Source organism: Ensifer sp. Root558 (assembly GCF_001427045.1).
Classification (GTDB): domain Bacteria; phylum Pseudomonadota; class Alphaproteobacteria; order Rhizobiales; family Rhizobiaceae; genus Ensifer; species Ensifer adhaerens.
In genome coordinates this window covers 70,101-96,403 of sequence record NZ_LMGC01000010.1, presented here as the reverse complement: position 1 = coordinate 96,403, position 26,303 = coordinate 70,101, and the positions used below count along the sequence as shown (strand labels likewise).

The 26,303-nt window shown below is 58.0% G+C and carries 20 protein-coding genes; 11 read left to right on the top strand and 9 right to left on the bottom strand.

The window, feature by feature from the left end:
• Positions 1-384 precede the first annotated feature (384 nt).
• The 4 genes from ASD63_RS35030 to ASD63_RS12750 form a co-directional block, all read right to left on the bottom strand.
• A complete protein-coding gene (locus ASD63_RS35030) occupies positions 385-528 on the bottom strand; it encodes a hypothetical protein (RefSeq protein ID WP_156553069.1) in 144 nt (47 codons plus the stop codon).
• The gene (locus tag ASD63_RS34145) at positions 525-2,570 is read right to left on the bottom strand and encodes a PAS domain S-box protein (protein ID WP_162250957.1); all 2,046 of its coding nucleotides are present in this window, start codon (positions 2,568-2,570) and stop codon (positions 525-527) included. Before ASD63_RS34145 ends, ASD63_RS35030 begins: the two co-directional genes overlap by 4 nt.
• A 155-nt stretch (positions 2,571-2,725) precedes the next feature.
• On the bottom strand, positions 2,726-6,433 hold the full coding sequence (locus ASD63_RS12755) for a response regulator (RefSeq protein WP_162253347.1): 3,708 nt from the start codon (positions 6,431-6,433) through the stop codon (positions 2,726-2,728).
• 178 nt (positions 6,434-6,611) lie between these two features.
• Complete coding sequence (locus tag ASD63_RS12750) at positions 6,612-7,877, bottom strand: MFS transporter (protein ID WP_082572869.1); 1,266 nt, start codon at positions 7,875-7,877, stop codon at positions 6,612-6,614.
• Positions 7,878-7,972: 95 nt separating this feature from the next.
• Between ASD63_RS12750 and ASD63_RS12745 the strand changes: the two genes are divergently transcribed.
• The 4 genes from ASD63_RS12745 to ASD63_RS36120 all read left to right on the top strand — a co-directional run bounded on the left by ASD63_RS12745 (position 7,973) and on the right by ASD63_RS36120 (position 10,317).
• Positions 7,973-8,422 (top strand): helix-turn-helix domain-containing protein, encoded by a 450-nt coding sequence (locus tag ASD63_RS12745; RefSeq protein WP_060529436.1) that lies wholly within the window; start codon positions 7,973-7,975, stop codon positions 8,420-8,422.
• 616 nt (positions 8,423-9,038) lie between these two features.
• Positions 9,039-9,251, top strand: a complete 213-nt coding sequence (locus tag ASD63_RS35455; protein WP_060529435.1) for a hypothetical protein — start codon at positions 9,039-9,041, stop codon at positions 9,249-9,251.
• Between the two features lie 687 nt (positions 9,252-9,938).
• Positions 9,939-10,145 (top strand): hypothetical protein, encoded by a 207-nt coding sequence (locus ASD63_RS36125; RefSeq protein WP_244495213.1) that lies wholly within the window; start codon positions 9,939-9,941, stop codon positions 10,143-10,145.
• Positions 10,108-10,317, top strand: coding sequence for a group II intron maturase-specific domain-containing protein (locus tag ASD63_RS36120; RefSeq protein WP_244495212.1), 210 nt, complete (start codon positions 10,108-10,110; stop codon positions 10,315-10,317). Before ASD63_RS36125 ends, ASD63_RS36120 begins: the two co-directional genes overlap by 38 nt.
• A 284-nt stretch (positions 10,318-10,601) precedes the next feature.
• On the opposite strand, the gene ASD63_RS12730 is transcribed toward ASD63_RS36120, so the two are convergent.
• Positions 10,602-11,942, bottom strand: coding sequence for an oligosaccharide flippase family protein (locus ASD63_RS12730; RefSeq protein ID WP_244495211.1), 1,341 nt, complete (start codon positions 11,940-11,942; stop codon positions 10,602-10,604).
• Positions 11,943-12,253: 311 nt separating this feature from the next.
• Between ASD63_RS12730 and ASD63_RS12725 the strand changes: the two genes are divergently transcribed.
• From ASD63_RS12725 to ASD63_RS12695, 7 genes are all read left to right on the top strand, one after another.
• Positions 12,254-13,501, top strand: coding sequence for a polysaccharide biosynthesis/export family protein (locus ASD63_RS12725; RefSeq protein ID WP_082572867.1), 1,248 nt, complete (start codon positions 12,254-12,256; stop codon positions 13,499-13,501).
• A 159-nt stretch (positions 13,502-13,660) separates the two neighbouring features.
• Positions 13,661-14,344 carry a PIG-L deacetylase family protein gene (locus ASD63_RS12720; RefSeq protein ID WP_060529432.1) on the top strand — a complete coding sequence of 228 codons (684 nt, stop codon included), beginning with the start codon at positions 13,661-13,663 and terminating at the stop codon, positions 14,342-14,344.
• A 37-nt stretch (positions 14,345-14,381) separates the two neighbouring features.
• Positions 14,382-15,590, top strand: a complete 1,209-nt coding sequence (locus tag ASD63_RS12715) for a DegT/DnrJ/EryC1/StrS aminotransferase family protein (RefSeq protein ID WP_060529431.1) — start codon at positions 14,382-14,384, stop codon at positions 15,588-15,590.
• Between the two features lie 39 nt (positions 15,591-15,629).
• Complete coding sequence (locus ASD63_RS12710; protein ID WP_200953486.1) at positions 15,630-16,259, top strand: sugar transferase; 630 nt, start codon at positions 15,630-15,632, stop codon at positions 16,257-16,259.
• 195 nt (positions 16,260-16,454) lie between these two features.
• Positions 16,455-17,669: a glycosyltransferase family 4 protein gene (locus ASD63_RS12705; RefSeq protein WP_156623628.1), complete on the top strand. Its 1,215-nt coding sequence runs from the start codon at positions 16,455-16,457 to the stop codon at positions 17,667-17,669.
• Positions 17,670-17,752: 83 nt separating this feature from the next.
• Positions 17,753-18,676 (top strand): sulfotransferase, encoded by a 924-nt coding sequence (locus tag ASD63_RS12700; RefSeq protein ID WP_060529429.1) that lies wholly within the window; start codon positions 17,753-17,755, stop codon positions 18,674-18,676.
• 96 nt (positions 18,677-18,772) lie between these two features.
• Positions 18,773-20,227, top strand: coding sequence for a hypothetical protein (locus ASD63_RS12695; protein ID WP_060529428.1), 1,455 nt, complete (start codon positions 18,773-18,775; stop codon positions 20,225-20,227).
• Between the two features lie 576 nt (positions 20,228-20,803).
• Here the strand turns inward: ASD63_RS12695 and ASD63_RS12690 are convergent.
• The 4 genes from ASD63_RS12690 to cysQ form a co-directional block, all read right to left on the bottom strand.
• Positions 20,804-22,786 carry a tyrosine-protein kinase domain-containing protein gene (locus tag ASD63_RS12690; RefSeq protein ID WP_060529427.1) on the bottom strand — a complete coding sequence of 661 codons (1,983 nt, stop codon included), beginning with the start codon at positions 22,784-22,786 and terminating at the stop codon, positions 20,804-20,806.
• Between the two features lie 99 nt (positions 22,787-22,885).
• Positions 22,886-24,250 (bottom strand): O-antigen ligase family protein, encoded by a 1,365-nt coding sequence (locus tag ASD63_RS12685; protein ID WP_060529426.1) that lies wholly within the window; start codon positions 24,248-24,250, stop codon positions 22,886-22,888.
• Between the two features lie 149 nt (positions 24,251-24,399).
• Positions 24,400-25,347 carry a sulfotransferase gene (locus ASD63_RS12680; protein ID WP_060529425.1) on the bottom strand — a complete coding sequence of 316 codons (948 nt, stop codon included), beginning with the start codon at positions 25,345-25,347 and terminating at the stop codon, positions 24,400-24,402.
• A 66-nt stretch (positions 25,348-25,413) separates the two neighbouring features.
• Entirely contained in the window at positions 25,414-26,253 is an 840-nt protein-coding gene (gene cysQ / locus ASD63_RS12675; RefSeq protein WP_082572865.1) for a 3'(2'),5'-bisphosphate nucleotidase CysQ, read from the bottom strand.
• Positions 26,254-26,303: the final 50 nt, after the last annotated feature.

Genomic DNA, 26,303 nt, shown 5'->3' with positions numbered 1-26,303 from the left:
CTTGGCTGTGAGAAGTGAGGGACCCAATAATCAGTTCATGCCATGCGTGATTGGATTTGGCGACGAGGCTCATCATAAATGCCTACACAGCTGCTCGGAATAAGCCTGAAAGAAAACTGCATCCTTCGGGTGCCGCTTCCTGCGCGTGTGGTGCCACGTCGACACGCAAATGTCCGCCACCACTCGATCGCCAGTAACGATGGTTGTGCCCTCCCGCCACCATCTTTGCTGGCGTCGATTGCAAGTTATGATCGACGTCGGCTTCACTTGCTCGGGAGCAAGTGAAGATTAGATCCTGCCCCGCAACCAAATCACAAAAAAGCCCGCCTGGAGAAATCCGGCGGGCTTTTTGGCGTTTAATCCGCCAGGAAAAGATAACGCAGATCAGGCAAGGGCAAAAGAGCCGGTCACGCCCGCAAGGATGGCATTCAGCGCCGACGGCCGCTCCAGTGGAACGTAGTGGCCGCAAGCCGGAATGACGTGCACACGGCCGTCGATGGCGCTTGCCGCCTGAAAGGCGCTCCTCACTCCGGCGGCTGCAGGCGGTCCTTGGGGACGATCAGGCGTATGATCAGGCCTTCCGAGTGCCACTGGCGGAGAATTTCGCCACCGAACTGCCTTTCGATCGTCAGCTTGGCGAGCTTGGTGCCGAAGCCCTCGGTCTCGGTCTGGGTTACCTGAGGCCCGCCCTGTTCGGTCCATTTGAGTTCCAGGGTCTCGCCGCGATCGATGCATTCGATGTCGAGGGAACCGGTGGCGGTCGAGAGGGCGCCGTACTTAGCGGCGTTGGTGGCGAACTCGTGCACGACCAGCGAAAAGCCGGTAATCGCAGCGCGCGAGATGCCAAAATCGCAGCCTCGCGCCGTGACCCGGCGAAGTCCCTGTGGCGTTTCGCCGTCATAGGGCGAAAGCAATGTCGAAAGCAGCGCCTGCAGGTTCGCTCGGCCTTCGCTTGCGCCATCACGATCGGGCGTCGGCAAGGTGAGCACGTGTGCGCGCGCCAGCGACCCTAACCGCGCGACGACGGCAGACGCCAGCTCTTCGGCGGATGCGGCGGCCTTGGCACTCAGCGACACGACGCTACTCGAAACCATGAACAGGTTCTTCACCCGGTGCGCCATCTCCTGGATCAGCAGGTCCTTCTGCTGCTCGGCCTGCCGGCGCTCGCTGATGTCGCGGGCAATCTTCGACGCGCCGATGACCTCGCCGGCATTGTCGCGGATCGGCGAGATCCGCAGCGATATCGGGATGAGCCCGCCATCCTTGCGCTGCCTGAAGGTTTCGAAGTGGTCGACGCGCTGGCCGGCACGAACCTTTGACAGGATCTCCAGTTCTTCGCCGAGGCGTTCCTCCGGGATCAACAGCGTGACCGGGCTGCCGACCGCTTCTTCTACCGTGTAGCCGTAAAGGCGCTCGGCGCCGATGTTCCAACTGGTGATGATGCCGTCCAGATCTATCGACAGGATCGCATCTTCCGAGGATTCGACGATCGCCGCCAGTTGCTGGGCCGCGCGTTCCGTCGCGCGGCGGATCGCCAGCTCATGTTCCGCTGCCTTGAGCAGATGGGCGTTGTCGATGGCGATCGCAGCATGTGCGGCGATCGAGGTAACCGTCGCCTCGGTCTCGGCGGTAAAGACACCAGGGAGATCATGGCCAAAGAAGAGCCCGCCGTGAACATCACCGGACCGTGAAACCACGGGAACCGCGAGGTAGCTTGCCACTGGCAGGTGCCCCTCCGGCATGCCGAAATGCGGTGCGGACTGTCCGTAGCGCGGGTCGGTTCGGATGTCGTCGGAGCGTACGATGCCGAGGCCGCGAAAGGTAGGCTCGAATACCGCGGTGTTGCGGGGCAACTGGAAATTTTCGAAGGCCGCGCGCGGTACGCCTGAGAGGGTATAAAGCGTGTAACGCTCGCCGTCCGGGTCTGCGAAATTGTAGAAGAATGCGCCGAACTTTGCGCCCGTCAGCTCAGTGGCGGCATCAGTCACCGTCTGAACGATATGATCGAGATCGAGGTTGCTGGCGATTGCCTTGGCTATCCGGTCGACCGCCCGCAAGCGACGCTCGGCGGCTTTGCGCTGGGAAATATCGAGGATGCTGACATAGGTGCGTTCGCAGCGTGCGCCTTCAAACGTGACGGTGAAGACCACATCCAGCCGCCGCCCGCGTAGCGTTTGTACGACGGCTTCACTGCCGAAGCGCCTCTGGCCCTGCCAGAGCGCCATCAGTTCTTCCAGGAAGATCGGCGCCGTTTCCGGCAGAAAAACGTTCGAGAGCGAACGCAGCAACTCGTCCTTCTCTTTGGCCTCGAACAGTTCAACGGTGAAAGGATTGACGTCGACGATCCGCACCTGCGCGATCGCTTCATTCAGGCGGTTGGGGTGAGCCTTCAGGTGGGCGCGCAGATCCTCGACGCCCTCCGAGCGAAGCTGATCCAGCAGATCGCAAACTCCGGAGAAGTCTTGCTCCCACACCGCGACGCCGGCATTTTCGAAGATCTCGCGGAACCGCGCCTCGCTCTCGCGATAGGGCTGTTTGGAGGTGTTCGCGCTACAATTGTCGACCAGCATATTGACCGCTCCCACGAACCCGAAGTGGAACCGCATCGGTGATGGCCACACGTTGCGAAACGCCGCTGCTTTGCGCGGCGCTCTGAAAAGCTACCGCAAGCGAGCCAAAATGCAACGGTGTCCGAAGGGAAGAAAACTTGATCAAGCGCGCTCCCTCAGTGCCGGAAACGAAGTGTGGACTTGGGCTCGGTGACGAGCAGGGCCGCGGCCTCGAGCAATTGTCGAGGGTTGAACGGCTTTGCCAGCAGAGCGGTGTCGGCAAAGCCCGGGGGCAGTGCCTCGCGACCGTAGCCGGATACGAAGACGAAGGGGACCTTCTTGTCGGCCAACGCAGCGGCGATCGCGTCAACCGGTTGGCCGCGCAAATTGGCGTCGAGCAGCGCGGCATCCAGCGTCATCTCGTCGATCAGACGTAGCGCATCGCCGGGTGTCGCGGCCGGGCCGGCGACCTCAGCATCCTCTTCCTCGAGAATCGCGGCAATTTCGAAGGCGATCAGCGCTTCATCCTCAACCACCAATATTCGCTTTCCCTTCAGTTTCGTCGACGCGGCCGGGGCGTTGGCCGCCGGCGCTTCTCTCACAGGCTCCTCCAAGTCGGACAGGGTACTCGGCGGAACATGGGCTTCGAGCGGAAGCCGCACTTCCCAGCGCATACAATCGGCCTCGGTCGTCAGGTGGGCGCTTCCGCCGCCTCCCGTCGCGACCCTCTCGATCAGCCCCGTGCCAAAGCCTGGACTGATCGGCGTCTTGAGTGGTGGTCCGCCCCGTTCCGTCCAATTGAGACGAAGCGCATTGCCGGTCACCGTCCAATCGATAGCGACCGTTCCATTGCTTGAGGAAAGCGCGCCGTGTTTTGCCGCGTTGGTCCCGAGTTCGTGCAGGACCATCGCCATATGCGTTGCCGCTTGCGCATCGAATCGCAAAGGTGGTCCGGAGGTCGTTACTCGGTGCTCGTCGGCAGTCTCCCAAAAGAGCTGATCACGAATGATGTCGCCGAGGTCAGCACCTTCCCAGGCCGTTCGGGTCAGAAGCGAGTGCATGCGCGACATTGACTGCAGGCGTCCGCTGAAGCTTGCGGCAAAGTCGGCGGGGTTCTTGGCCGAACGCAAGGTATGCTGGGCGATCGCCTGGACGGACGCGAGCATGTTCTTCACCCGATGGCTGAGCTCGCTGAGCAGACGTTTCCGGGTCTCTTCAGCTCGCTTGCGGTCGGTGATGTCACGCGCGGCGCCGAACCACTCGCCGATGTCCCCTTTGCCGTCGAGCATCGGTATGGCGCGCGAATGGCTCCAGCCGAGGCTGCCGTCGCGGCGGATGACCCGGTGTTCCATTTCGAACGTGGCCTTGTTGTCGATGGCATCGCCGATGCACGCGAGCATCAGCGGCTGATCTTCGGCCGGTATGTAGGTTTCGAGCCAGCTGTCGCTCGGCTCGTCCGTGTCGGCAACGAAGTCCTTGCCTTGCAGAAACCGCATCTCGCGCCAGTCGGGGCCCATCCGGTATACGATATCCGAACTCGCGGTCACCAAAGCCCGGAAACGCTCTTCGCTCGCGCGCAGGGTCTCCGCGGCTTCCACGCGATACTGCGAAATCTTCAGGTGCGCCTCGATCCGGGCCAAGAGCTCGCGTGCGCTGAAGGGCTTGATCAAGTAGTCGTCGGCGCCCGCCTGCATGCCCTCGATACGGCTCTCCTCACCGGCTCGCGCCGACAGAACGATGGCCGGCACGGTGTTGGTACGCGCGTCCGTGCGCAGGCGCCTGAGCAGCTCGATCCCATCGAAGCTTGGCATCATGATGTCGGTGAGGATCAGGTCCGGCGTTTGCGACGCGACGGCGGCGAGTGCCTCTTCGCCATTGCCGACAATCTTGAGATCGTATTGCGCGCCGAGAAGACGGCGCAGATAGTCGCGCATGTCGGCGTTGTCATCGACGACCAGCAGGGTTCGGCGACCGCCGTCTCGTTTTTCCGGCGAATGCGGCGCCGGGTCTATCTCAGGCAGACCCCCTTCTGCAGACGGATGATCCGGCAGCCATCGCAGCGCCTCTTCCACGAATGACGCGGCGCCGACGGTCGTCGACGAGCGATCCTCGCCATTGCCGTTGCGGTGCTGCGCAGGAGCGCGGCTGCCTTTGGGGATTGTCACGCGTATGGTCGTGCCTTCGTCAAGGCGACTTTCGGCCGAGACCGTTCCGCCATGAAGCTTCACCAATTCCTGGACGAGGGCCAGCCCGATGCCTGAGCCCTCCTGGCTGCGACCCCTTGCGCCTTCGACGCGATGGAAGCGCTCGAAAAGGCGGGGCATCTCGTTGGCGGGAATGCCGATGCCGGTATCGCGGACCGTCAGGACGAAATTGTCGCTATCGTCCGCGAGTTTGACGACGACATCGCCCCTGAGCGTGAATTTGAGGGCGTTGGAGAGGAGGTTAAGGACGATTTTTTCCCACATCTCGCGATCGACATAGGCCAGTTCTGGCAGCGGCGGCGTATCGACGGTCAGGTTCAGCCCGGCCATTTCCATCGCCGATCGAAAGGCGCTGGCAAGCTCTGCAGTCGTCGTTGCAAGGTTCGTCGGCTCGAAGCGTGCTTGGAGGCGCCCGGCTTCGATGCGCGAGAATTCAAGCAACATGTTGACCAGCTTCAGCAGGCGCAGCGAGTTGCGATGGGCAATGAGCAGACGGTCGTGATCGTCCGGACGCTCTCCGCTACGGGCCAGCAGGTCCTCGATGTGACCGAGCATCAGCGTGATCGGCGTGCGGAACTCATGGCTGACATTGGAAAAGAAGACGGTTTTCGCCCGGTCTATCTCCGCGAGTGCCTCGGAACGTTTACGCTCGTCCTCATAGGACTGGGCATTGGCGATGGCGCTGGCGATCTGCGCTCGCATGAGATGCAAGAAATCGTGGTAGTGCTCGTCTAGCTTCAGGCGAGGATTGATGCCGACCACGAGAAAACCGGCGGCATCGCGGGCATTGGCCGCGGGCAACGGAAGCACGGCTGCCGTATGCGGCAGGTTGGGGTGGTTTTTGCTCGCGGAGGCCGGGAAACGGCGTCCGAGATCATCGACAAGGCTGGGTTTCAGGTCGGCACCGAAATGCCAACCTGCAGAACTGTCCTTTAGCGCCAACTCTACCTCTGCCGGGCACAGCGCGTGATTCGGCTTAAGGCCTGCCAATCCGGAAAGCCTTGCTCGTTTGCGGCCGGGCTCCACGAGGTAGAGAAGGGCGAAGGGCACGTCTCGTTCGTGCGTCTTGAATGTTTCCGTTGCGATCGCGCAGGCCTCGTCGGGCGATCGTGCATCGCCCGAGCGAGACGCAAGGTCCCGAAGGACGACGATACGGCGCTCGCCGATCACCTTCTCGGTAATTTCGGTGACAGTGGCGAGCACGCCGCCGATCCCGTTTTCTGCGGTTTCGTCCGGCACGGGGCTGTAGGCGATGGTGAAATGGGTTTCTTCCAGGAAGCCGTGCCGATTGATTTCGAGCTCGATGTCATCGTTCCAGGTGGCGGGACCGCCATTGAAGGGCGTGTCGATCAGCGGCTTCAGGACATGCCAGATCTCGCTCCAGCATTCGCTGACCGGTTTGCCGAGTGCCCAGGGGTGTTTGGCGCCGAGCACAGGGCGATAGGCCTCGTTGTAGATCGAGACATACTGTGGCCCCCACCACAGCAGGAGCGGAAACCGGTTGCGCAGGAGGAAGGGGATCATAATCTTCAGCGTCGGCGACCAATTCTCCATCGGTCCGAGAGGGGTCGGCGACCAGTCAAAGTTGTCGATCAACGACCGCATCTCGTCGTGAGATGCCGGCCACACATTTCCCTTGGCTACTACATCGCTGTCGGACGTGTTTTCGGCGTCTGACATTGCGTTGATCCCCGATAGATGACGCTCAAGCAACCTAAACGCCCGGTTTGGGGAAGGGTTCCGTGCGGTCGGCGCGTATGATGTCGAGACGTCTGACGAAGCGGAGGAGGGCTGGCGGGCCAAAAGCATGACCGCCTGCCGCCGAGGGCGGCCATGCGCAATGCGCGTGGTGGCGAAACTAGCCGTTCAGCATCACGCTGCCTTGCGGACCTGCGGGTTTCGCTATCAACCAGAACAGTAGGGTTATGAGGCTGAGTGCCGCGCCCATCAGGCAGACGCCATGCCATCCGCCATAGGCATAGGCGATGGTAGAAAAGGACGATCCGAGCCCACTGCCGAGCGAATAAAAGAGCATGTAGGCGGCTGTGAGCCGGTTCTGGGCTTCCGGACGGACGCGATAGATCAGTGCCTGGTTCGTCACGTGCACGGCCTGAAGGCCGAAGTCGAGGACGAGGACGCCGGCAACGAGCCACAGGAGCGATTGGTCCAGTAGCGAAATCGGCAACCACGCAGCGAGCATCAACGCCAGCGAGATGCCGGTCGTGCGCTGACCAAATCCGAGATCGGCCCAGTGTCCGGCGCGAGAGGCCGCAAGTGCTCCGGCAATCCCTGCCAGCCCAAAGAGACCGACCTGGGTATGCGACAGTGAAAAGGGCGGCACGCTCAGCGGCAGGACAAGCGGGGTGAGCAGCGTCGTCACATTGGCGAAGATCAGCATGGCGATGATGCCACGGACACGCAGAACCGGCTCCTGGGCGATTAGCGTGAAGGTGGAGGCGACGAGGCGGAGATAGCTGAGCTTGCTCGTTTCCCGCTGCTGATCCGGCAGCAGCTTGTAAAGCAACAGAGTGATCAAAAAGGTGAGCACAGAGGATACAATATAGACCGCCCGCCAGCCGGCCAGATCGGTCAGAAACCCAGCGACGGCGCGAGCCGAAAGAATGCCGATGACGATGCCGCTGGTGACAAATCCGACCACCCGACCCCGTTCCGCCTGATGAGAGAGGCTGGCCGCATAGGCCACCAGCGCCTGCGTGAGGACAGCAAGCATGCCAACTGCGGCGATGGAGACCATGAGCATTTCGACGGTGGCTGAAAGGGCGACGAAGCCAAGGGCTGCGACCGACAGCAGCGACTGAAAGATGATGATCTTGCGGCGATCGAAAAGGTCTCCGAGGGGGACAAGCAGGATCAGGCCGAGCGCGTAGCCGAGCTGGGTCGCCCCGACGATCAGGCCGGCGCGTGTTTCCGACAGATCGAGGTCGGCGGCCATCACGTCGAGCAAGGGGTGGGCGAAATAGGCGTTGGCGACCGCGAGGCCGGCGGCGAAGGCAAAGAGCGTCATCATCGGACGCGTCAGCCGCGATGCCGGGCGGGCGCTGGCGACCGGGCACGGGACATCGTTCGCAGCGCCGGCCGGCGCCGCAGCAATTTTACCATCCATTGGACGTATTCCTTGTTATGGTTTAATAATGAAACCAAGGAATGGATATCATTTTGGTTTCATAATGCAACCAAAAATCCAAATGGAGATCATGCATGGTGGCCCGCAGACGGCTGAAGGAAGACTATTGCCCCAGCGCGCGATCACTGGATGCGATCGGTGACTGGTGGTCGCTGCTGATCGTGCGCGATGCGTTCGATGACGTCCGCCGCTTCAGCGACTTTCAAAAGAGCCTCGGCATTGCCAAGAACATCCTGACGGACCGCCTGAGAACGCTTGTCGAGCGCGGCATTCTCGAAGCGGTTCCGGCAGGCGAGGCGAAAACGAGGGTCGAGTACCAGTTGACGGCGATGGGCCGCGACCTCTTCCCGGTCATGGTCGCCTTGCGACAGTTCGGCGAAAGGCACTTGTTCCAGTCCGGCGAGGAACACTCCCTGCTGGTCGAGAAGGAAACTGGCCTGCCGGTTAAGCTCGATATCCGCACGCAGGATGGCCGGCCGATCGATGCGGCAGGGACAGTGCTGATCAAGGTTCCCGAGGCGTGATGTCGCTTCAGGCCGGCCCGCGCGCCCCGGGGCAGTGAACCGTTCTAACTTTAGACGAATATTCAGCTTTTTCGTCCTTCCGCGCACAGGCTTAATCGTCGGCCCCGTCTTGGCGCTAGGCTTGGCGACTATGGCTTGCGGCTGCCCTTCATGGCGGCGATGCCGAACACCTGAAATCTGCCGCCGGCATATTCGCTCTGACGGAATCGAACGTTCCCAGGAAGTCGGCCCGGCAGCGCTCAATCCTCTCCGTCCGCTCGGTTGGGCCTTCTCGAAAAAGGGTTTGCTGCCGATCATCGTCCTGTTTATCACACTCAGCTCGACCGCCGAGGCTTACACCTGCTAGGCTCTGTGGGGCAGCGACGCCTTTCATTGGAACGGTCCTGGAGTGGTCTATAGCTGGGCGCTTTCGGCGTCCGCCAGACACTCGCCAAGCGTTCCTTCCCCGTCCTGCGGTAAAATGGTTCGGCGAGCGCGCGAAGATCCTGGCCGGCGTCGCCTGCGACTGCGCCGGCTAGAGTCAAGGCATTCTCGACCGAGTGGATGAACTTCGCCGTCATGCCAGTTTTCGTACTTGGCGCGCCGGCCCTGGAGTCTCTGGCGCCCCGGCTGGTGGATGACAGCCAAGGAGGGCGATTTCAGAGTGTGGTGGCGTCGGCTGCGCGGCGGTGAGCTGGTATCGGTCGCTGGCCCAGATGTGTTTTCGAGCTTCTATTTTGTCGTCAGGCAGCAATGGCAAGACGCAATCTGGCTATGGGTCGTCGCCGTCCACCTGGTGGCGGTGCCGCTCATTCTCGAGCTGCGGTTTGCGAGGGTTGCCGAAGACTAGATACCGAACGTCGGGCCGCAGGCCGAGCGCCGGCGGCAGCTCAGCCAGGACATGTTTGTGGAAAGCCCGTATCATATTTATCGATGAGAGTGTGCTGCAGAGGCGCGGAAGGAGTTCAGTATGAACTAACCCCGTAACGTGAAGCTGCGTGAATGATGGAGGATGGCCCTCCCGGATCGGCTTTCCGGAGAGGGTCCCAAACCAGTCCGAGCTGCTGCGGTAAAGAGCCGTGGTGGTGAGCGTCGGATGAAACGTTCGGACGAGATCCGAGCAGGTGCATGTCCAAAGACGAACGAAAGTGAACCCTCCGAGGACGCGTCGTTATGAACTAAAGTGTCGTCGAAACCAGGACCGTTTCGTCATCCTGGGACAAGTCCGTCGGGCGCCTGATGACCGGGCGGGCGGCGACCGGCGTAGAAGGGGCGTGAGTTGGACATAGGCTTTCACGCGGAACTGCAGGAACCAGGCTCCTGATACAAAGGGAGAAGCTCAAGCGGAGCAAACCGCAAGGCGAGAGTACCGATATGCAGGAGACTGGGGCGGACCGGCCCGTATGAGCGTTGAGGACCTTGTAATGGGGTCGGAGCAAAGGGGGCGGATCAGGTGGTCGTATTGCTTGGAACAACTGGGAACAGGATGACTTCGATAGGTGCGACAGACAAGCCGTTTCGAATTGAGAAACGGCGAGTGTACGAAGCTTACAAAGCGGTCAAATCCAACCATGGTGCAGCCGGGGTGGATGGGCAGACCCTGGAGATGTTTGAGAAAGACCTTGCGGGAAATCTCTACAAGATCTGGAATCGGATATCCTCTAGGACTTACTTTCCGCCGCCGCTGCGCGACGTCCTTCAAAAGCTTGAACATTCCGCGGCAAACGTCGGGGACGCTGACTGAAATAGCCAAGCAGCTCAATCCCCTCCTTCGCGGGTGGATAGCATACTGCGGCCGGTTCAGTCGTTCGGCACTGTCCACGCTGGTTGACTACGTCAATCGGAAGCTCAGGGCTTGGGTCATGCGAAAGTTCAAGCGCTTTCAGTCTCATAAGACCCGAGCCAACCTCTTTTAAGAAAACTGGCGCGGGAAAATCCGAGGCTGTTCGTGCACTGGCAAGTATTTGGAACGAATACGTTTCCCTGATGGGAGCGGTGTGAATCGAGAGGTTCACACGTCCTGCGAGAGGGGTTGGGGTCCAAAGGGCAAGCGTCTACGGGCCTTCGCGGCACACAACGTTTGCTGACACTCGCCGCATTTTCCATCGTCACCATTTGAATACTTCCCGGACAGGTCTGACCACGTCAAGGAGGACCTGTGCTAGCTTGGGTGCGCACTTTCCACTCGATTGCAGTAGGACTACGACCCTCGAGTCAATCGCCGTCGATACGCGATGGCCATCTGAACGAACCATGTGCTTGACATCACAATATGTGCCACATTTGCACCCAGCGCACCAATCTTAGGAAGCAGCATGAGGGCCGTGACAAGAAAAAGGATGCCAGACAGAAGAATGCTCTGTAGAGCGGCCTTTTCATGTCCCATGGCGAGCAAGGCGGAAAACAAAGTTCTGCTGCACAACAACATGATGACGGCTCCGAACTGGGTTACGACAAGAGGTGCGGCGGCGACGAACTCCGACCCGGCCGTCATGCGAAGGATCCACTCGATCGATAACTGGGCCGTAAATAAAGCAAAAAGCCCGAAACCAAACAGGAGCCAGCCGGTTTGGTTGACTGTCTTTCTGAATTCGGTAATTTCTTGCGTAGCCCAGGCACGGGCTAGATCGGGGTAGAGAACCGCCTGGACCTGTTCCCCTGCCTGCTGCGCGATCTTGGCCACACGTTTGGCAATGTGATAGAGACCCGCCGATACCGGGTCGGCGAGATAGCCGACAAGTAGCGTATCGAACTCAAAGGCGCAGGCCTGAATGATGGGCGCCACGTTGGACTGAAAAGAAAAGCTCCAGAAGCCGGGGAACCGGCTTCTAATGTCGCCCAGCGGTACGCGCATTACATCGTGTAAGCCCTGCCGCCGAATTTCGCGAAAGGCCCAGAGGTTTCTGTTGATGCTGCCGCAGATTTGTGAGGCCATCCATAGAACGAGGAACTCGAATAGCCCCCATCCGAGATACACGCCGGCGATGCATAGCAAAGTCCGTAGGCTGCTCGCTGCCACCTGCCCGTAGGCGAGGATCTTAAATCGACCATAAAGCCGCATGACGGCAGTTGGCATACCCGTCACTTGGAGCGGCAGGACCGCGCAGTAGATGAGAACCAAGCGGCTCATTTCGTCGGAGATGCCGAAAAGCGGGCCGGCCAGCAGTACGATCAGGACCGCAAGCCCCCATCCCAAAAAAGCTGTCGCCAAATCTATGAGCAAACCGAGCTTGAAGAGAGCCTTAAGTCTCTCGGAGTCGCCGGTCTCCAGCGCGAGGGCGCCATACTTTATCAGTGGCTGCCAGGAACGGAAGCTGACGAACCGCTCTATCCCTCGCACATAGGCAAACGATAGCGCTAAGAGACCATAGTCGGCGGGCCCGAGCGCGCGCGCTGTAAGCGCGAAACCGACTAGACCGATGAAGGCGCTCGCGAAGTTGCCGGTCAACAAGTGGGTAATGTTCTTTAACCGCCCACGTAGCGTCGATTCGGCATGCCATCCAGAACGAACCTTTTTTATTTTTTTTCGCAATATGTTCAGTAACTTCACAAAATTACACCCTGCCTTGAGGTTGCAATCAATTCTATTTTATGAAATGATAAATGATCAATTGCTTAAAGTTCTATTTTTTGCGCAGATGTTGGAGTGAAATCTTCTTTGTAGCGTAAAATCAAATATGAGAAGAAATTAATAGCTTTATTTCTTTCGATTGCAAATGCCCGTCATGAGCCCATATAGAATAAATAGGCTGTGGCGACATTTTTTTGGCGTTGTGTCTTACTATTTATGGTTTTGAACCAAGTAATTCGTTAGTTGTTTCAGTCCGTTTCATTCATTGTTCAGAGGGAATCATGAGGTTTCCGGCTCAATCAATGCTTCAATTCGCGAGACACCTTGTTTCAATCCTGCTCGCCGCATTTGCCTTGGCAATACCGACCTTCGCAGTTGGAGCAATGGCGCAGGCGGGTTCGGCGGGGTATCAGCTTTCCCCCGGGGATGTGTTGTCGTTCGACATCCTTGACGACGCAGAGCTGCCAGTCTCGCTGACGATTGGCGCCGATGGAGCGGCGGCTTTTCCTTTTATCGGTGCCGTGAAGATCGAGGGACAAACGATCTCTGGAGCGATCAAGACGCTCCACGACGAGTTCTTGGCGCGTCAGGTCCTTAAGAATCCGAAACTTTCGCTAAGCGTAGCAACCTATCGTCCGGTTTTTGTTGTCGGCGTGGTCAGGGCCCCGGGCTCATTCCCGTACTATCCGGGTCTGATAGTCGAACAGGCCGTTGGCCTTGCCGGCGGTGCGCAATCCGCCGCCACAAATCCTGCGGACCGGATCATAGCACTAGCCAAGCTGCGCGGAAGTCTTGACGAAACGGATGTCGAGATCGTGCGCGAGGGGATCTATACAGCGCGCCTCTATGCACAGTTGCGTGGCTCGGATAAGGTCGACCTCACCGATTTGCCTCAAAGCGTTAAGAAATACATTGACAACGCGGCGATCGCTTCAATCATCTCGCTCGAAGAGAAAATCCTGAAGACGGATTTGGTGTCGACGATGAACCAGAGTGAAATCCTCAAGCAGGGGGTGACGCAAACCGAGGCAAGCCTCGTAATTCTGGGTAAGCTCAAGGAACAGCAGGAGGAGGTGGTCGCTCTTAATGAGCAGGAGGTGGAACGTACCATCACGCTCAGAAAACGCGAACTGAACACGGAGTCGCAGCTTTCTCGCGTAAAGACCGCAACCTCCAATGAGAAGTCGAGACTGCTTGAAATCTATGCGGAAATCGGTCGCCAGAACCGCGAACTCGGAAATCTCAAACTGCAGCTCGCGACTCTACAGGCCAACCGCGAGAAGGAAATCCTGACGTTGCTTCAAGAAAGGGAAGCGACGCTCAAGAAGTTGGAGACCGTTCGACGGACTACCGAGGAGCAGTATTTGCTCCTGGCCGCAGCAGACACCGATACGCAAAAGCAGAATGAGATTTCATTCGTCTACGAGATCCGCCGCGGTCCGGTCAAGGCGCGAACGAGTATCAAGGCGAGCGCTCTCACCGACGTGTTGCCAGGCGATGTGATCGTCGTTTCGATCGCGGGAATGTAATCGCAGCGCCCGCCATACCTCGTATCGTGAACAGGAGAGTAGTTTGAGGCGTAGAATTGAAGGCGGATGGCAGCCAGGAAACACCGCCTCGGCTTGTAATGTAAGGCAGTCGAAGGTGGCGAAGTCACACCTGAGCGCTGTGACGACCAAGGCCGTAAGATGAGCCTGATGGAGACGCTCGGACGAACGCTAGTCATCGCACCGCATCCCGACGACGAGGTTCTGGGCGCCGGCGGAACGATGGCGCGGCTGGCGGCGCAAGGAAGCGACGTCTTCGTGGCTGTTGTCACGGAGGGAAAACCACCGGCCTATGATCGCGCCTCGGTGGAAGCCGTTCAGGCCGAAGCCCATGAGGCGCATCGGATTCTCGGGGTCAAGGAAACGCGCTGGCTGGGCTTTCCCGCCGCAGCCCTTTCCGAAACCTCCCATTCGGCTCTTAACGCCGCGCTGTTTGAGCTGGTGCGCTCCATCGCGCCGCAGACGCTGATCATCCCCTTTGTCGGTGACATGCATGTCGATCATCAATTGATCTTCCTGTCGTCGATGGTGGCCTCAAGGCCGCATCAGCCCGGTTATCCCAAGGTGATCCTGGCTTACGAGACGCTGTCGGAAACCAACTGGAACGCGCCTTATGTGACGCCGGGCTTCGCACCGAATGTGTTTGTCGACATCAGCGACCATATCGCTCGAAAGCTTGCGGCGATGAAGGCGTTCAAGTCCCAGGTTCGGGCGCCGCCGCATGAGCGCAGCCTCGAGACCTTGAACGCGCTCGCCACATTGCGCGGCGCAACCGTGCTGAAATCGGCCGCCGAGGCCTTCGTGATGGTGCGGCAGGTCATCTGATATTTCCGGAGTTTTCAGTCGAGCGAGGGAGCAAGCTGTGGCGACGTGGCCGGTATATGACGAGGAACAGATTGCGGATGTTGCCGCGGTCCTGAGGTCGGGCAAGGTGAATGCCTGGACCGGGCCGCACGTCGCAGCCTTCGAGGAAGCCTATGCCCGTGCACTTGGGCGCAAGCACGCCATCGCGCTTGCAAACGGTACACTTGCGCTGGAGCTGGCGCTTTTCGCGCTCGGTCTCGAATCCGGCGACGAGGTGATCGTGACACCGCGCAGCTTCGTCGCCTCAGCGTCGTGTGTTTCGTTTTGCGGCGGCGTTCCCGTCTTTGCCGATGTCGACGAGAATAGCCAGAACATCAGCGCCGCAACGATCGCACCGAAGATCACCAGCCGGACAAAGGGCATCATCGCGGTCCACCTGGCCGGGTTTCCCTGCGACATGCCGGAAATCATGGCCCTTGCCAGACAGGCGGGACTATGGGTGATCGAGGATTGCGCGCAGGCCCACGGAGCGGAGATTGACGGCAAGCCGGTCGGAAGTTTCGGCGATATCGCCGCATTCTCCTTTTGCCAGGACAAGATCATCACGACCGGCGGCGAGGGTGGCCTCATCGCTCTTGACGACGAGGCACTATGGAAGAAGGCCTGGAGCCGTAAGGACCACGGCAAATCCTATGACGCAGCATTCCTCAGAGAGCACCCGCCGGGTTTCCGCTGGCTGCATGAAACGATCGGCACGAACTGGCGGATGACATCGCTTTCGGCCGTTCTCGGCTCGAGGCAATTGGTGCGCCTTCCGGGATGGCACGCGACAAGGTCTCGCAACGCTGCGATCCTCGACGAGGTGGCCCTAGAGCTTGTAGCGTTGCGCGTGCCGACGTTGCCGAAGGGATATCACCACGCCTATTACCGCTACTACGCTTTCGTTCGCCCGGAGGCATTGAAGCCCGGACACGACCGCGACTGGATCGTCGCGGCGATGAATACGGCGGGCGTGCCGTGTTTTTCCGGAAGCTGCTCGGAGGTCTACCGGGAGAAGTGCTTTACCGATCTTGGGCTTTCGCCCTCCGAGCGGCTCCCGGTCGCACGCCGGCTGGGCGAAACCAGTATCGCGCTTCTCGTTGATCCGGCGCAGAGCGAAGAGGCGATGACTAAGGCCGCCCGCATTTTGCATGCCGTCGTCACCGAAGCGTCTCTTCCCGCTCTAGGTCAACGCGCGCTGGTGATTAAAATGGAAGCGCGGGCATAAAGCCGCGATTTCGGAAAAGGTCGAGTAGCCGGGACGCGGTTGCCCGGCCATGTGCCGACCCGTGCATGGGAGTTGCAGATGAAGCGGTGCTTTGACATCGTCTTTGCGTTGATCGCGGGCCTATTGAGCCTGCCGATCATGCTGGTGGTCGGGATTGCGGTCGCCATCTGGCTCGGGCGGCCCGTGTTGTTTTACCAGACCCGGGCGGGGCTCGACCGGCGCCCGTTTCGCATGATGAAGTTTCGGTCGATGTCGGATGCACGGGACGCCGAAGGGCGTCTCCTCAGCGACGCCGAGCGCACAGGGCGGTTCGGGCTTCTGCTTCGCCGGACGCGTCTGGACGAGTTGCCCGAGTTCTGGAACATCCTGATCGGCGATATGAGTCTCATCGGCCCGCGGCCGATTCTTCCGGAGACGATCGATGCGCTGGGTGAGCGCGGGGTTCGTCGCTGCAGCGTCCGTCCGGGGCTCACCGGCTGGGCCCAGATCAGCGGCAATGCCATTCTTTCGAACGACGACAAGCTCGATCTCGATCTCTGGTACATTGCCAACCGATCCTTCTGGCTTGACCTCAAGATCACTGTTGAAACGGTTCTGGTAATGGTTTTGGGCGATCGGATCAGCGAGCGACGATTGTGGGCCGCACGACAGAGTACACCTAAAGTGTAGCGGCATTCGATGCGGAAGACGTTGTTGAGGCAAGCAGAAGGTCGCCGTTTTGCAAGTTAACGCCGGGCGATGGTTCAGAGAATGTATTCGGATGAGAACCTGTTTAATTCATTTGCTGATTGACGATAAGTGTCATAATATCTGTAGTATATTTTATAAGATATTTAGTTTATTATTTGTTGAGGGGAGGGCGTCGTGCGTGTCCAAATGAAGGTGTCAGCGCAAAGTTCCAATAATTCCTCCCGCAAGATTATAATCGCTTTTCCTTTTGGCGGTGACAAATTGGGGGGGAGCCATATTTCTGCTGTAGGTCTAATCGCTGGGCTCGACAGGGAGAAATTCGAGCCGATTGTCGTGGTTCACCGAAGCGGTCTCGTTCTTGAGGAATACTTGAGGAAGTGCGGGCTTTCGCCGATCTTGGCGCCAGATGTCAGTCTTTTGCCGACCGCAAGAGGCGGGGGCCTGGCGGCCGGTTTGGCGGGCGCGAGGGCGCTAGTTCGCACCACCGCGCTTCTTGTTCGGTTCTTGCGTGCCAACTCGATAGACATCGTGCACACCAATGACGGCCAGATGCACGCGACCTGGGCGCTGGCAACAAGGCTTTCCGGCAGCAAACTCGTGTGGCATCACCGCGGAGATCCGAAGGCCCAGGGCGTCAGGACCGTCGCGCCACTTCTGGCCAATCATATCGTGGGCGTCTCAAGGTTTGTTCAGCCTGCGAAACCGCTACTTCCCGTCGCGCACAAGTTTACCGTGCTGCACAGTCCGTTTGAGCACCCTCCGACCTTACCGGATAGAGAGGTCTGCCGGAAGGGTTTCATCGACGAACTCCACCTCGCTCCGGAGACCCGCTTCGTCGGATATGTCGGTGGGTTGGTGGATCGCAAACGGCCCGTTCGTTTCGTGGAAGCAGTGCATGCCTTCCTAGAGCGTCATCCAGACTTCCCGCTTGCCGGCCTGCTTTTCGGAGGCGCTTTACCCGAACACCCTGATATGGACGAGAGGGTTCGTCAACGCGCGCACGCGCTTGGTATCTCTGACCGAATCCATTTGATGGGTTTTAGGACCCCGGTCGCGCCCTGTATGAGCGCCTTGGACGCGCTGCTGGTGCCGGCTGTGAACGAGCCTTTCGGGCGGACACTGATCGAAGCCATGCTGCTGGAAACCCCCGTAATCGCGACTGATCATGGAGGAAATCCGGAGGCGATTGAAGATGGCTTCACCGGTTATCTGGTAGAGCCGGAAAATCCCAAGGCGTTCGTTGTGCCGATGGAACGCCTGTTGCTGGACAAAGAGCATTGGCGCGAGATCAGCGCCAAAGCAAGAACATCTTCTTTGAACAAATATAGCAAGAAAACTCACATAGATGGCATAAGTCAATTGTATTGCACACTACTGCATAATCATTAATTGTGGTACACGTGGCTATGCAACGTATCTGGTCCAGCTCACGACGATAAAGTGAGAGCCTCGTTAAAGGAAGGCTTCCATCTATGGGAACTCAACCAATTCGCGTTGTTTATATTGCCGGCTATGGCCGCAGCGGATCAACAATACTCGATATAGCGCTTGGACAACATGAGGATATTGTCGGTGCGGGCGAAATATCGGCACTGACACGGCATGTTTGGGCTCACAACGAGTATTGTGCTTGCGGAAATCCCATTTGCGATTGCTCTTTCTGGAGCGCGGTCTGCCAGGAATGGTCGGACGATGACGATACCAGGATGTTGGCCGAATACCGCGCCCTTCAGAAAAAGTTCGAGGGGCTTTCGGTTCTGATAAAACTAGTCTGCAACATCGGCCTGGGCAGATCATTCGAGCAATATTCGGTTCGAACTAAGCGCTTGTTTGAAATAATGGCGTCGTGTTCCAGCCAGAAATTGATCGTAGATTCTTCGAAGCTGCCGGGTAGAGCGATGGCGCTCGCGCAAATACCTGGGATTGACATGCGCGTTATTCACCTTGTGCGTGATGGGCGTGGTGTCGCTTGGTCATTGTCGAGAAGCTACGGTCGAGATGCAAAGTCCGGGTTTCAGAAGGAAATCCGTGCCAAATCGGTTCTCAGGACGGCGCTGCGATGGAGCGTGGTCAACCTGGCGGTCGAGTATTTGTCCCGCAAGCTTGGTACCGAGCGAATTCTGCGCGTGAGATATGAGGACTTTGCATCAAACCCTGCTGCCGTGATGCAGCAAATTGGATCATTTCTCGACCTGGATTTGCACCAGATTGGATTATCCCTTGGAGCCGGAGAGCCTTTGGATCCGGAGCATCAGGTTGCCGGGAATCGATTGCGGATGAATGCAGGCATTACTTTGCAAAAAGATGAGTCTTGGAGAACACGGATGCCTGTCGGTCAACAGCTCTCGTTTCAACGTTTGGGTGGGTGGATGCTGAAGCGGTACGGATATCTTTAAGCAAGGTCTACGGGTGCCCGAGGTCCAGCGATTCGTCGACGTAGAGGGCCTGCCGGCATCAGATTCTATGTTGTAACGGTCCATGGATATTTTTTGATGAAAAGGCTGGCAGGCGATTTTGGCGAGTTTCGTTTTAGGTTCACTGAGTGGCTCTTGTATGTTGGCATCTTTGTCGCATCGTGGGGTCTGCCACCAGCGGCAATGGCCCAGGAAAGTAGCGCGATGCGTGAGCCATTGCCGCCCAAGCTGTCAGATAGTCGCCAGCGCGCCTTTCCAACGGCTGAAGGTTTCGGTGCGGGCGCCGTTGGAGGACGAGGCGGCCGGGCGATATTCGTAACGAACACCGAGGAGGCGGGGCCGGGCTCTCTGCGGGAGTGTATAGATGCCGTCGGTCCGCGCACCTGCATTTTTCGAACCGGTGGGACGATCACCCTGCGGCGGAAATCGCTGGTCGTTCGCAACCCCTTCCTGACAATCGCTGGAGAGACGGCGCCAGGAGGCGGGATTGCCGTGCGCAACGGCGAGAAACAAATCCGGCCCTCGATTGAAATTCTGACGAATGATGTGATCATCAGGCACCTTCGACTACGACCCGGTCCCCACGCGGTCTATTCCTGCTGCTCAGGAGCGCTCGGAATGTATTCAGAGGGGGCAAAGAACATTATGCTCGACCATATCTCGGTAAGTTGGGGTTCGGATGAGATAGTCGATTCAGAAGACGCCACCAACTTCACGTGGCAGTGGGGAATTGCGAGCGAACCACTGTTGCAAGGAGGCCCGCAGAAAGAGAACCGGGCTCGGAATATGCTGTTCACCAAGGGGGGCAATGTCACCGTACATCACACTCTTTTCGCCTTTGGCAAATTCAGGAATCCGCAGATAAAGATGAAAATTCCCGGTGCTGTGGCGGATGTGGTGAACAACGTGTTTTATTCGCCAGAATGGCAGTATGTCGTGAGTTTTGGCGACGAGTGGGCTCGAACACGGGCCAATGTTGTCGGCAACTACAAGATCGGCGGAAGAAAATTAAGAGATGACCACATGGTGCATCTCTTTGACGAAAGTGGCCTTGGGCACTCGATTTACCTGAAGGATAACTATGACGAGCCTTACCGCGTAGATGCCGGACAACCCGAAAATCTCGTAATTGCGGAGCAGCACAGGAGGAACGTAGCAACCAAACCATTTAATGCGCCTCCTGTTCGCGCCTCCCCATCGTCGACAGCTTATGACGAGGTTCTTGAAAACGCCGGCGCAACGAAACCACGACGCGACGCCGTTGATCAGCGTATCATTGAACAGGTCCGCAAGCGGGAGGGGCATCTGCTGGAGACAGACCCAAGCGACGTCGGCGGCTGGCCGGAACTTGCAGCGGGCGTGCCTTACGACGATAACGACAGGGACGGCATCGCTGATGACTGGGAGATTGCAAACCAGCTAAATCCATCCGTGACCGAGGACGGCAAACAGGATGCCGATGGCGACGGATGGACAAATTTGGAGGAGTTTCTTCATTACCTAGCCGGCGATCTGGAGTCTCCAAAGGATTGATTGCCGAATAACTTTCCCGAATTCGTATCCATCCGAGGGGGCCGCATGATTTTGAGCACCGCGCGTGGTAACGTCGGTTCAGGGAGATCGATGAGGACACAAGATCGACCATGCCGTTTTGGCGCTGTTATGGCTGACGCTGCATAACGAGCGTTGGGCCTGGGCGGGCTTCGACTGGGCACTCGATATCCCATGTCGCCGCGCCGTCGTCGCACACAAGCCGCGTTCCGAATAGCTCACAGAGACGAACTGCAGATTGTCGCCGAGAGGTTCGCAGTTATATGAATGGCGCCGGCTCGCACGAGCGTGGCAACTGGATGTTGCGTCGTCGCTGAAGCGTCGCCGCCGGCCGCTATCGATAATCTCAAGCCGTTCCATTTCGCACTGTCCTTATTGACGTCAATAACAGTCAGTGCCAAATCCGACACCTCTGACAAGGCGGCCCACCTCGGATGAGTACGTTGAATCTTGGCCATGCCGTTTTATCCCGCGATGTGATGAACGTATGGGCACTCCCTCACCGGGTTGAAATCAACTCCGATTTTTGTTCGCGCTCGATATTCCTCAGCCGAAGCGTCAAGCATCGATTGGGGCCTGTCTCTGTTCGGGAGAAGGTTTGAACGCTGCCTGCGGTGGGAGTGGGTTTCCGGTCCATTTGCGTACTGGCGTTGGTCTCCAGTTTCGAGCAGCGGGGACACGGTTGGATGTCAGCACCACCCCCCCGTACTGATGGCTGAGGTGAATCCGGGGATCCACTTGATGGATAACCGTTCCGATCAATTGGGCATGATTCAAGCGCAGTTGGACCACGGCATCCAGTAGCTGCTGTTCAGTCGTTTCGCCCCAGCTCAACATCAAGACGACACCATCGACGAAGGGAGAGAGCCAATTGGCATCGCCAGACGTTAGCGCCGGTGGGGCATGAATTATGATCAGGTCAAAACCGTTCTGTTTGAGATCTGCTATCAGGTCGCGGAGCTTGTTCGAGTCCAAAGATCTGACTGGACCCGCCCTTGACGGTGTCAAATCGATGAACCCAAAGCCAGGCAAGGTCGAGACGGTCTGGACAACCTCCGACAACAACGCTTCGTTCCTGAGGTACCGTTCGATCGGTCGCAGAGAGGACTCCGTACCTTGTGGAGGTCCGATGTCCGGCCGCGAGTCCAGATTCAAGAATGCGGTGGAGCGGCCGTCGGCGGCGGCCGCCGTTGCGACGCCCCAAGCCGTCGAGGCGTTGGCTGAGTTATCGTGGCACGAAGTCATCATCAGGACGCGGTGAGATTGTTTTGCGTCCGAAAAGCGGCAGGTCATGTAGACGGACCGTTCTGCTTCCGCGGATGAGAACCTGGTCCAGTCCGCAATTGAGGAAGGCCGCTGAACACCCTGCGATAGTTGCTTCGATCCTTTTGGAACATAGCCGAGGTTGGGGGCCCCAAGGAGCTCCGCAACGCGTCGTCCGCTGCGGATCCGGGTATCCGTGATTTCGACCAAGAGCGCCAGCAAAAGGCTTAGAAGGGTGGAGCCAACTAGTGCAGCTGGAATGATCACGCCCGGTCGAGGAAATGACGGTGAGTTTGGTGTTTCAGCCATCGACACGATTCGTGCACTAGGCTTTAGCGATTCTGCTTCAAGGTCCGACAGAATCCGCTGGACTTCGTCTTCGATCATCGTGCGGACACCCGCAATTCGTGCGTCCGCATCCACCATTTGCGGATGGCTCTTTCCCAGCTTAGATGCAAGTTCGGCCCTTTCTTGCTGCAAACGGGCCTCTTCGTTGCGCAGCGTAATCAAAAGCGGTTGCGTCATGCTTTGGCGGAGGAATGCTACAGCGCCTCCGGTGTTAAGGGCCCGTTGCGTATCTGCTATGCGTTCGTTCTGCTTAAATTCGAGCGAGGTTTGCACATAAAGAGACGCGATGGTGTTTGCAATTTCTTCAGCCTGCTTTGGATCCGGATTGACCACCGTAATGCGCACGGCGAGGCTTTCCCCAGTGCGGCTCACATTGAACTGAGAAAGCAGCGCAGATATAGCACGATCGCGCTGTTCTTTAGGACCGGGAACAACCTTGGCGCCATCCGTTGGAAGCAGAACGAGGCCCGTGGCGCTCTCGAGGGATCTGAGAAACCGCTCGCTCGTGCTCGGCGGCTTTTCCTTGTAAAGGGCATAGGCATTGAATTTCGGGTCCTTGACGAGATTCAATCGATCAACGATGCGTCCAGCGAACTGGCGCGATTGTAGAACGTCCATTTCGGTTTCCGCCGCCGAGCGGTCACGGTCGATCGATGTCAAGGCCGCATCTGTCGCGTATGGCCGTACATCCTTTCGCTCCAAGACAACCTGCGAGCTCGCCGTGTAACTCTTCGGCAGAGTAAAGGACGCAATCGCTGCCAGCATCGTGCAACCGATTATGACGGAGGCAATGAGCCAGCGGCGTCGTTTTAGCAGGGCCCGCGCATCAGAGATGCCCATAGTTTGGCCGTCTCGATGGATGGCAGACTCCACACTTTCGCGATAGCGGGCGCGACCAGTTCCGCTGTCATCAAGAACGAACGTTGTCATTGGCCCAACTCCGTTTATGAACTCAATTTAATGGATAAAAGTATGGCTACGAAATCCTTGATCCTAACATGCATCTTGGTAAAGAAGTATTTGAAAGAGTTAGGGATTAAGAAGCCCTTTACCTTGAGGCTGTCTGCCGGGGCTTGTCAAAGCAGTCTCGCCCGTCGCCATCCAAATACTCCTGTCGGGCCGGGGATGGGTGCGCTTAAGGCGCACCAATGCCAGACCAAATGTTAAAAATACCGGGATAGTCCAATATCTTGCATACATGTGCGGGTTGGACAGAGCGATCGTGAGCAGCGCAGCGATGGTGGTCAGCACGGCGGCGGCGGCATACTTATCTCCGCCCCCGCGCTTCACTGCCAGCCATAGGAGGAAGCCTACCGCGGCAAACATCAACCAGCCGAAGAGCGCAACCAGACCACCCTCAGCCCAAAGAAGGAGGTAAAGATTATGGACAGGAGCATCCTGCACGCTTCTCTCACGGAACTGATCCGCCCCAATGCCAACCAACCAGATCTTGTCGTCGGAAACGATTTGAAGCGCTTCTTGCATAAGCTCAGCTCTTGAGGCGAAGGTTCCCGCTTCGGCGATGTCACCTGAGGAAAGAGCGCCCAACACACGCTTCTGAAATGTTTGCGGCAACATATCTTTACTGCCGAAGATTGCTAGCGCCGCAACGACCAGGACCGTTGTTAGCGACAATCGCATAACCAGCCGACGAGTCGAGATCAGCGCGACAAAGACAATTATCGATATTGCAGTTACGAATAGACCGCTGTTGGAGCTTGTCAAAACAACGGTTCCGACTACGAGCACAACGGCCGGGACGGCAATCCAATACCTCAGGCGTCCGGAAGACCAGAAATAAAGAAGAATTGGAAGCGTCAACGCATTTATCGCAGCTGCAAGATTGGGATTTCGAAGCATGGTCGCGAGGCGCTTTCCTCCAGTTACCACTCCCTTTCCATCGCTGGGAACGTAACCCACGGTGTAGAACGTGATTATTCCATGAAGATCGATCAGCAGCACGCTGAAAAGAAAGATTGCAGCTAGGCGGTAGGTTTCTCGAGTGTCACTTCGGATGAGGACGAGCATTAAGATAAGATAGGCGAAGAAATACTGCGCCATAACGACTATTCCACGATCGGGCCGACCGTGGACCAAGCTGCCGACCATCATCCCAATCAATAGAAGCATGAACGCGAAAATCCAAGGACCCGTCAAATTGTCGAGGGGTCTTTTGCTGATCTGACGCAGAATGATGAGCAAAAATAAGCTTACGCAGAACAAAAGGTCGCTGACAGTAAAAAAGAGATCGGAAATCCGTAAGGTTGCATAAGGCGCAAGAAAGACGGCCAAGTACACGACGCCGCGCTCGATCGCGGACAGGTGGATGTCCAAGGTACGAGCGCGTCTAGGGAAACAGGGATGAGGCGCCGTGCAATGATTGGATTCTGTCATTCTCGCCTCACTCGCGAAAATGCAGCGAAGCTATGCAATTGACAACGCAGTTGTATGCGTTCTGCGAGTGTTCCATCCTCTCAGCATCCTTCTTTTTTCGCCAATGCAAACGGCGCATAACGCAACCAGTCACCGTCGGCGTTGTTCGGTTACCTGTGGTCACGTTTGATCGCTTCGCCTCTCAGCCACCCTGTCAAATCTCGTCCCACGAGCGCGCTTAGGTTTTCCGTCTCTCTGGCGTAGTACTCAGTCATTCTTTCGCGTAAATCGTCACTCAGCGGCGTATACTGGACTTCGCCCGCTATGAATGAGCGCAACTTCTTAAAGCCCCTGGTTTGCCGCAACGGAGCGACGATTGGTTTCAACGAGTTCAACATGCGGCGCAGGCGCGGGCTGACGACCGGCTCCGACTTGTCCTTGACTTTCCGCGTCAGCGGGTAAGGTGGCAGTTCGTTCGAAAGGTTGAGGAAGTTGCGGACCCGACTGAGTTGCGCGCCAGCATCGGTCTTCAGATCTTCGTAAAAGAGTACAAGAAGCTTCTCCTTGGAATATCTTTCCAGATAGTTTTGCAATTGCCCGAAATAGAGACCGCCATTGAGGAAGCGTCCACCGGCCGCCTGTCTTGGGTCCAGGTACTTCGCGATATCGCGGTCCACTTCGGCGCGACGATAGAGCATGCAATAGTCAGAATAGGCGCGATCCACCGGGTTGCGCAATTGCGCGATCAGACGAGCGTGTGGCATCTTTTCCCTTATGCGCTCCGCCGCCTGCGGCACGTCCAGATACGAGTTGGACTTCTCGCCGCGCAACTGCCTATGACCTTGCCCATTGAAATTTGACAGATACCAATCGTCACCGCGGTCGTAGTTTCGGCTGAAATAGTGCAGTTCAGGATCCGGCATGTAGACGCTGGGATCCTGCTGCAACGATCGCTGGAGCCAGGTGGTCGCACTCTTGGTGGCGCCAATGATCAGAAAGTCGATGTACGAAAAGTCAACGCTACGGGCCTTGACCGATCCGCCGGCGTCAGTCGGCCGGACGGAGGCAGGATCTTTCGGTGTGCTGTCCGAAACCGACAGATCAATGGTCGCACTCATGGCTGGCAGTCTCCTTCAACCGATACGTTATGAATGCAGCAGATAACATGTTTGCGGCGGTCGCCTCTAGGATCCGACTGCCGCCAGGCCTTCACCCAGAGGGGGGCGATCTGCTTCCGCGAAGAACGGACGGCAATCATGTCCCCAAACGATGAAGCCGGGGTTTGCAAAGTCGCAATCGTTGGGCTGGCGTCTCTTTCCGTAAAGAAATGGTTGACCGTCGATTGTGGTTACGCGGCCGCCGGCCGCTCGCAATACTGCGTCACCTGCCGCCGTATCCCACTCCATCGTGCGGCCAAATCGCGGATATACGTCGGCCAGCCCTTCGGCGACGAGGCAGAATTTCAACGATGACCCGACAGACGTGCAGTCGATGATCGCGTTCTTCTTGAGGAAATCGGTTGTTTGGCTGCAGGCGTGGGAACGGCTTGCAACAGCCGTCAGAGTTTCAGGTCTTTCCCGGCAGCGGATCTCCTTGATCTCCGTGACGACGAAGTCATCGGCCACATGGAATTTGGTCGCCTTGCCGCCTTCGGCGGTATACCCGACCTTGCGCGCCGGAGCGAAGACGATTCCACTCACGGGCTCGCCTTCGCGGATCAGTGCGATGTTGACGGTAAAATCGCTCCTTCGATTGATGAACTCCTTTGTGCCATCAAGCGGATCGACCAGAAAGAACTGCCCGCCAATATCGGGCACTTCGCCAGCGGCCACGGACTCTTCGGCGATGACCGGAATTTCGGGAAAGGCACGCCCCAGTATGGCAAGGATGATCTCCTCGGCACGTCGATCGGCTTCGGTAACCGGAGAGCTATCGGCTTTTTCATCGACATCAAAATCGCGACTATAGACGTCGAGAATGGCCTTGCCCGCCTCAATGGCGGCTGCTGTCAGCGTATCGATCATTCCCGCCCTCCCACTGTTCTCTCTCGCCACGCGCCCGGCGCCATGAGAGG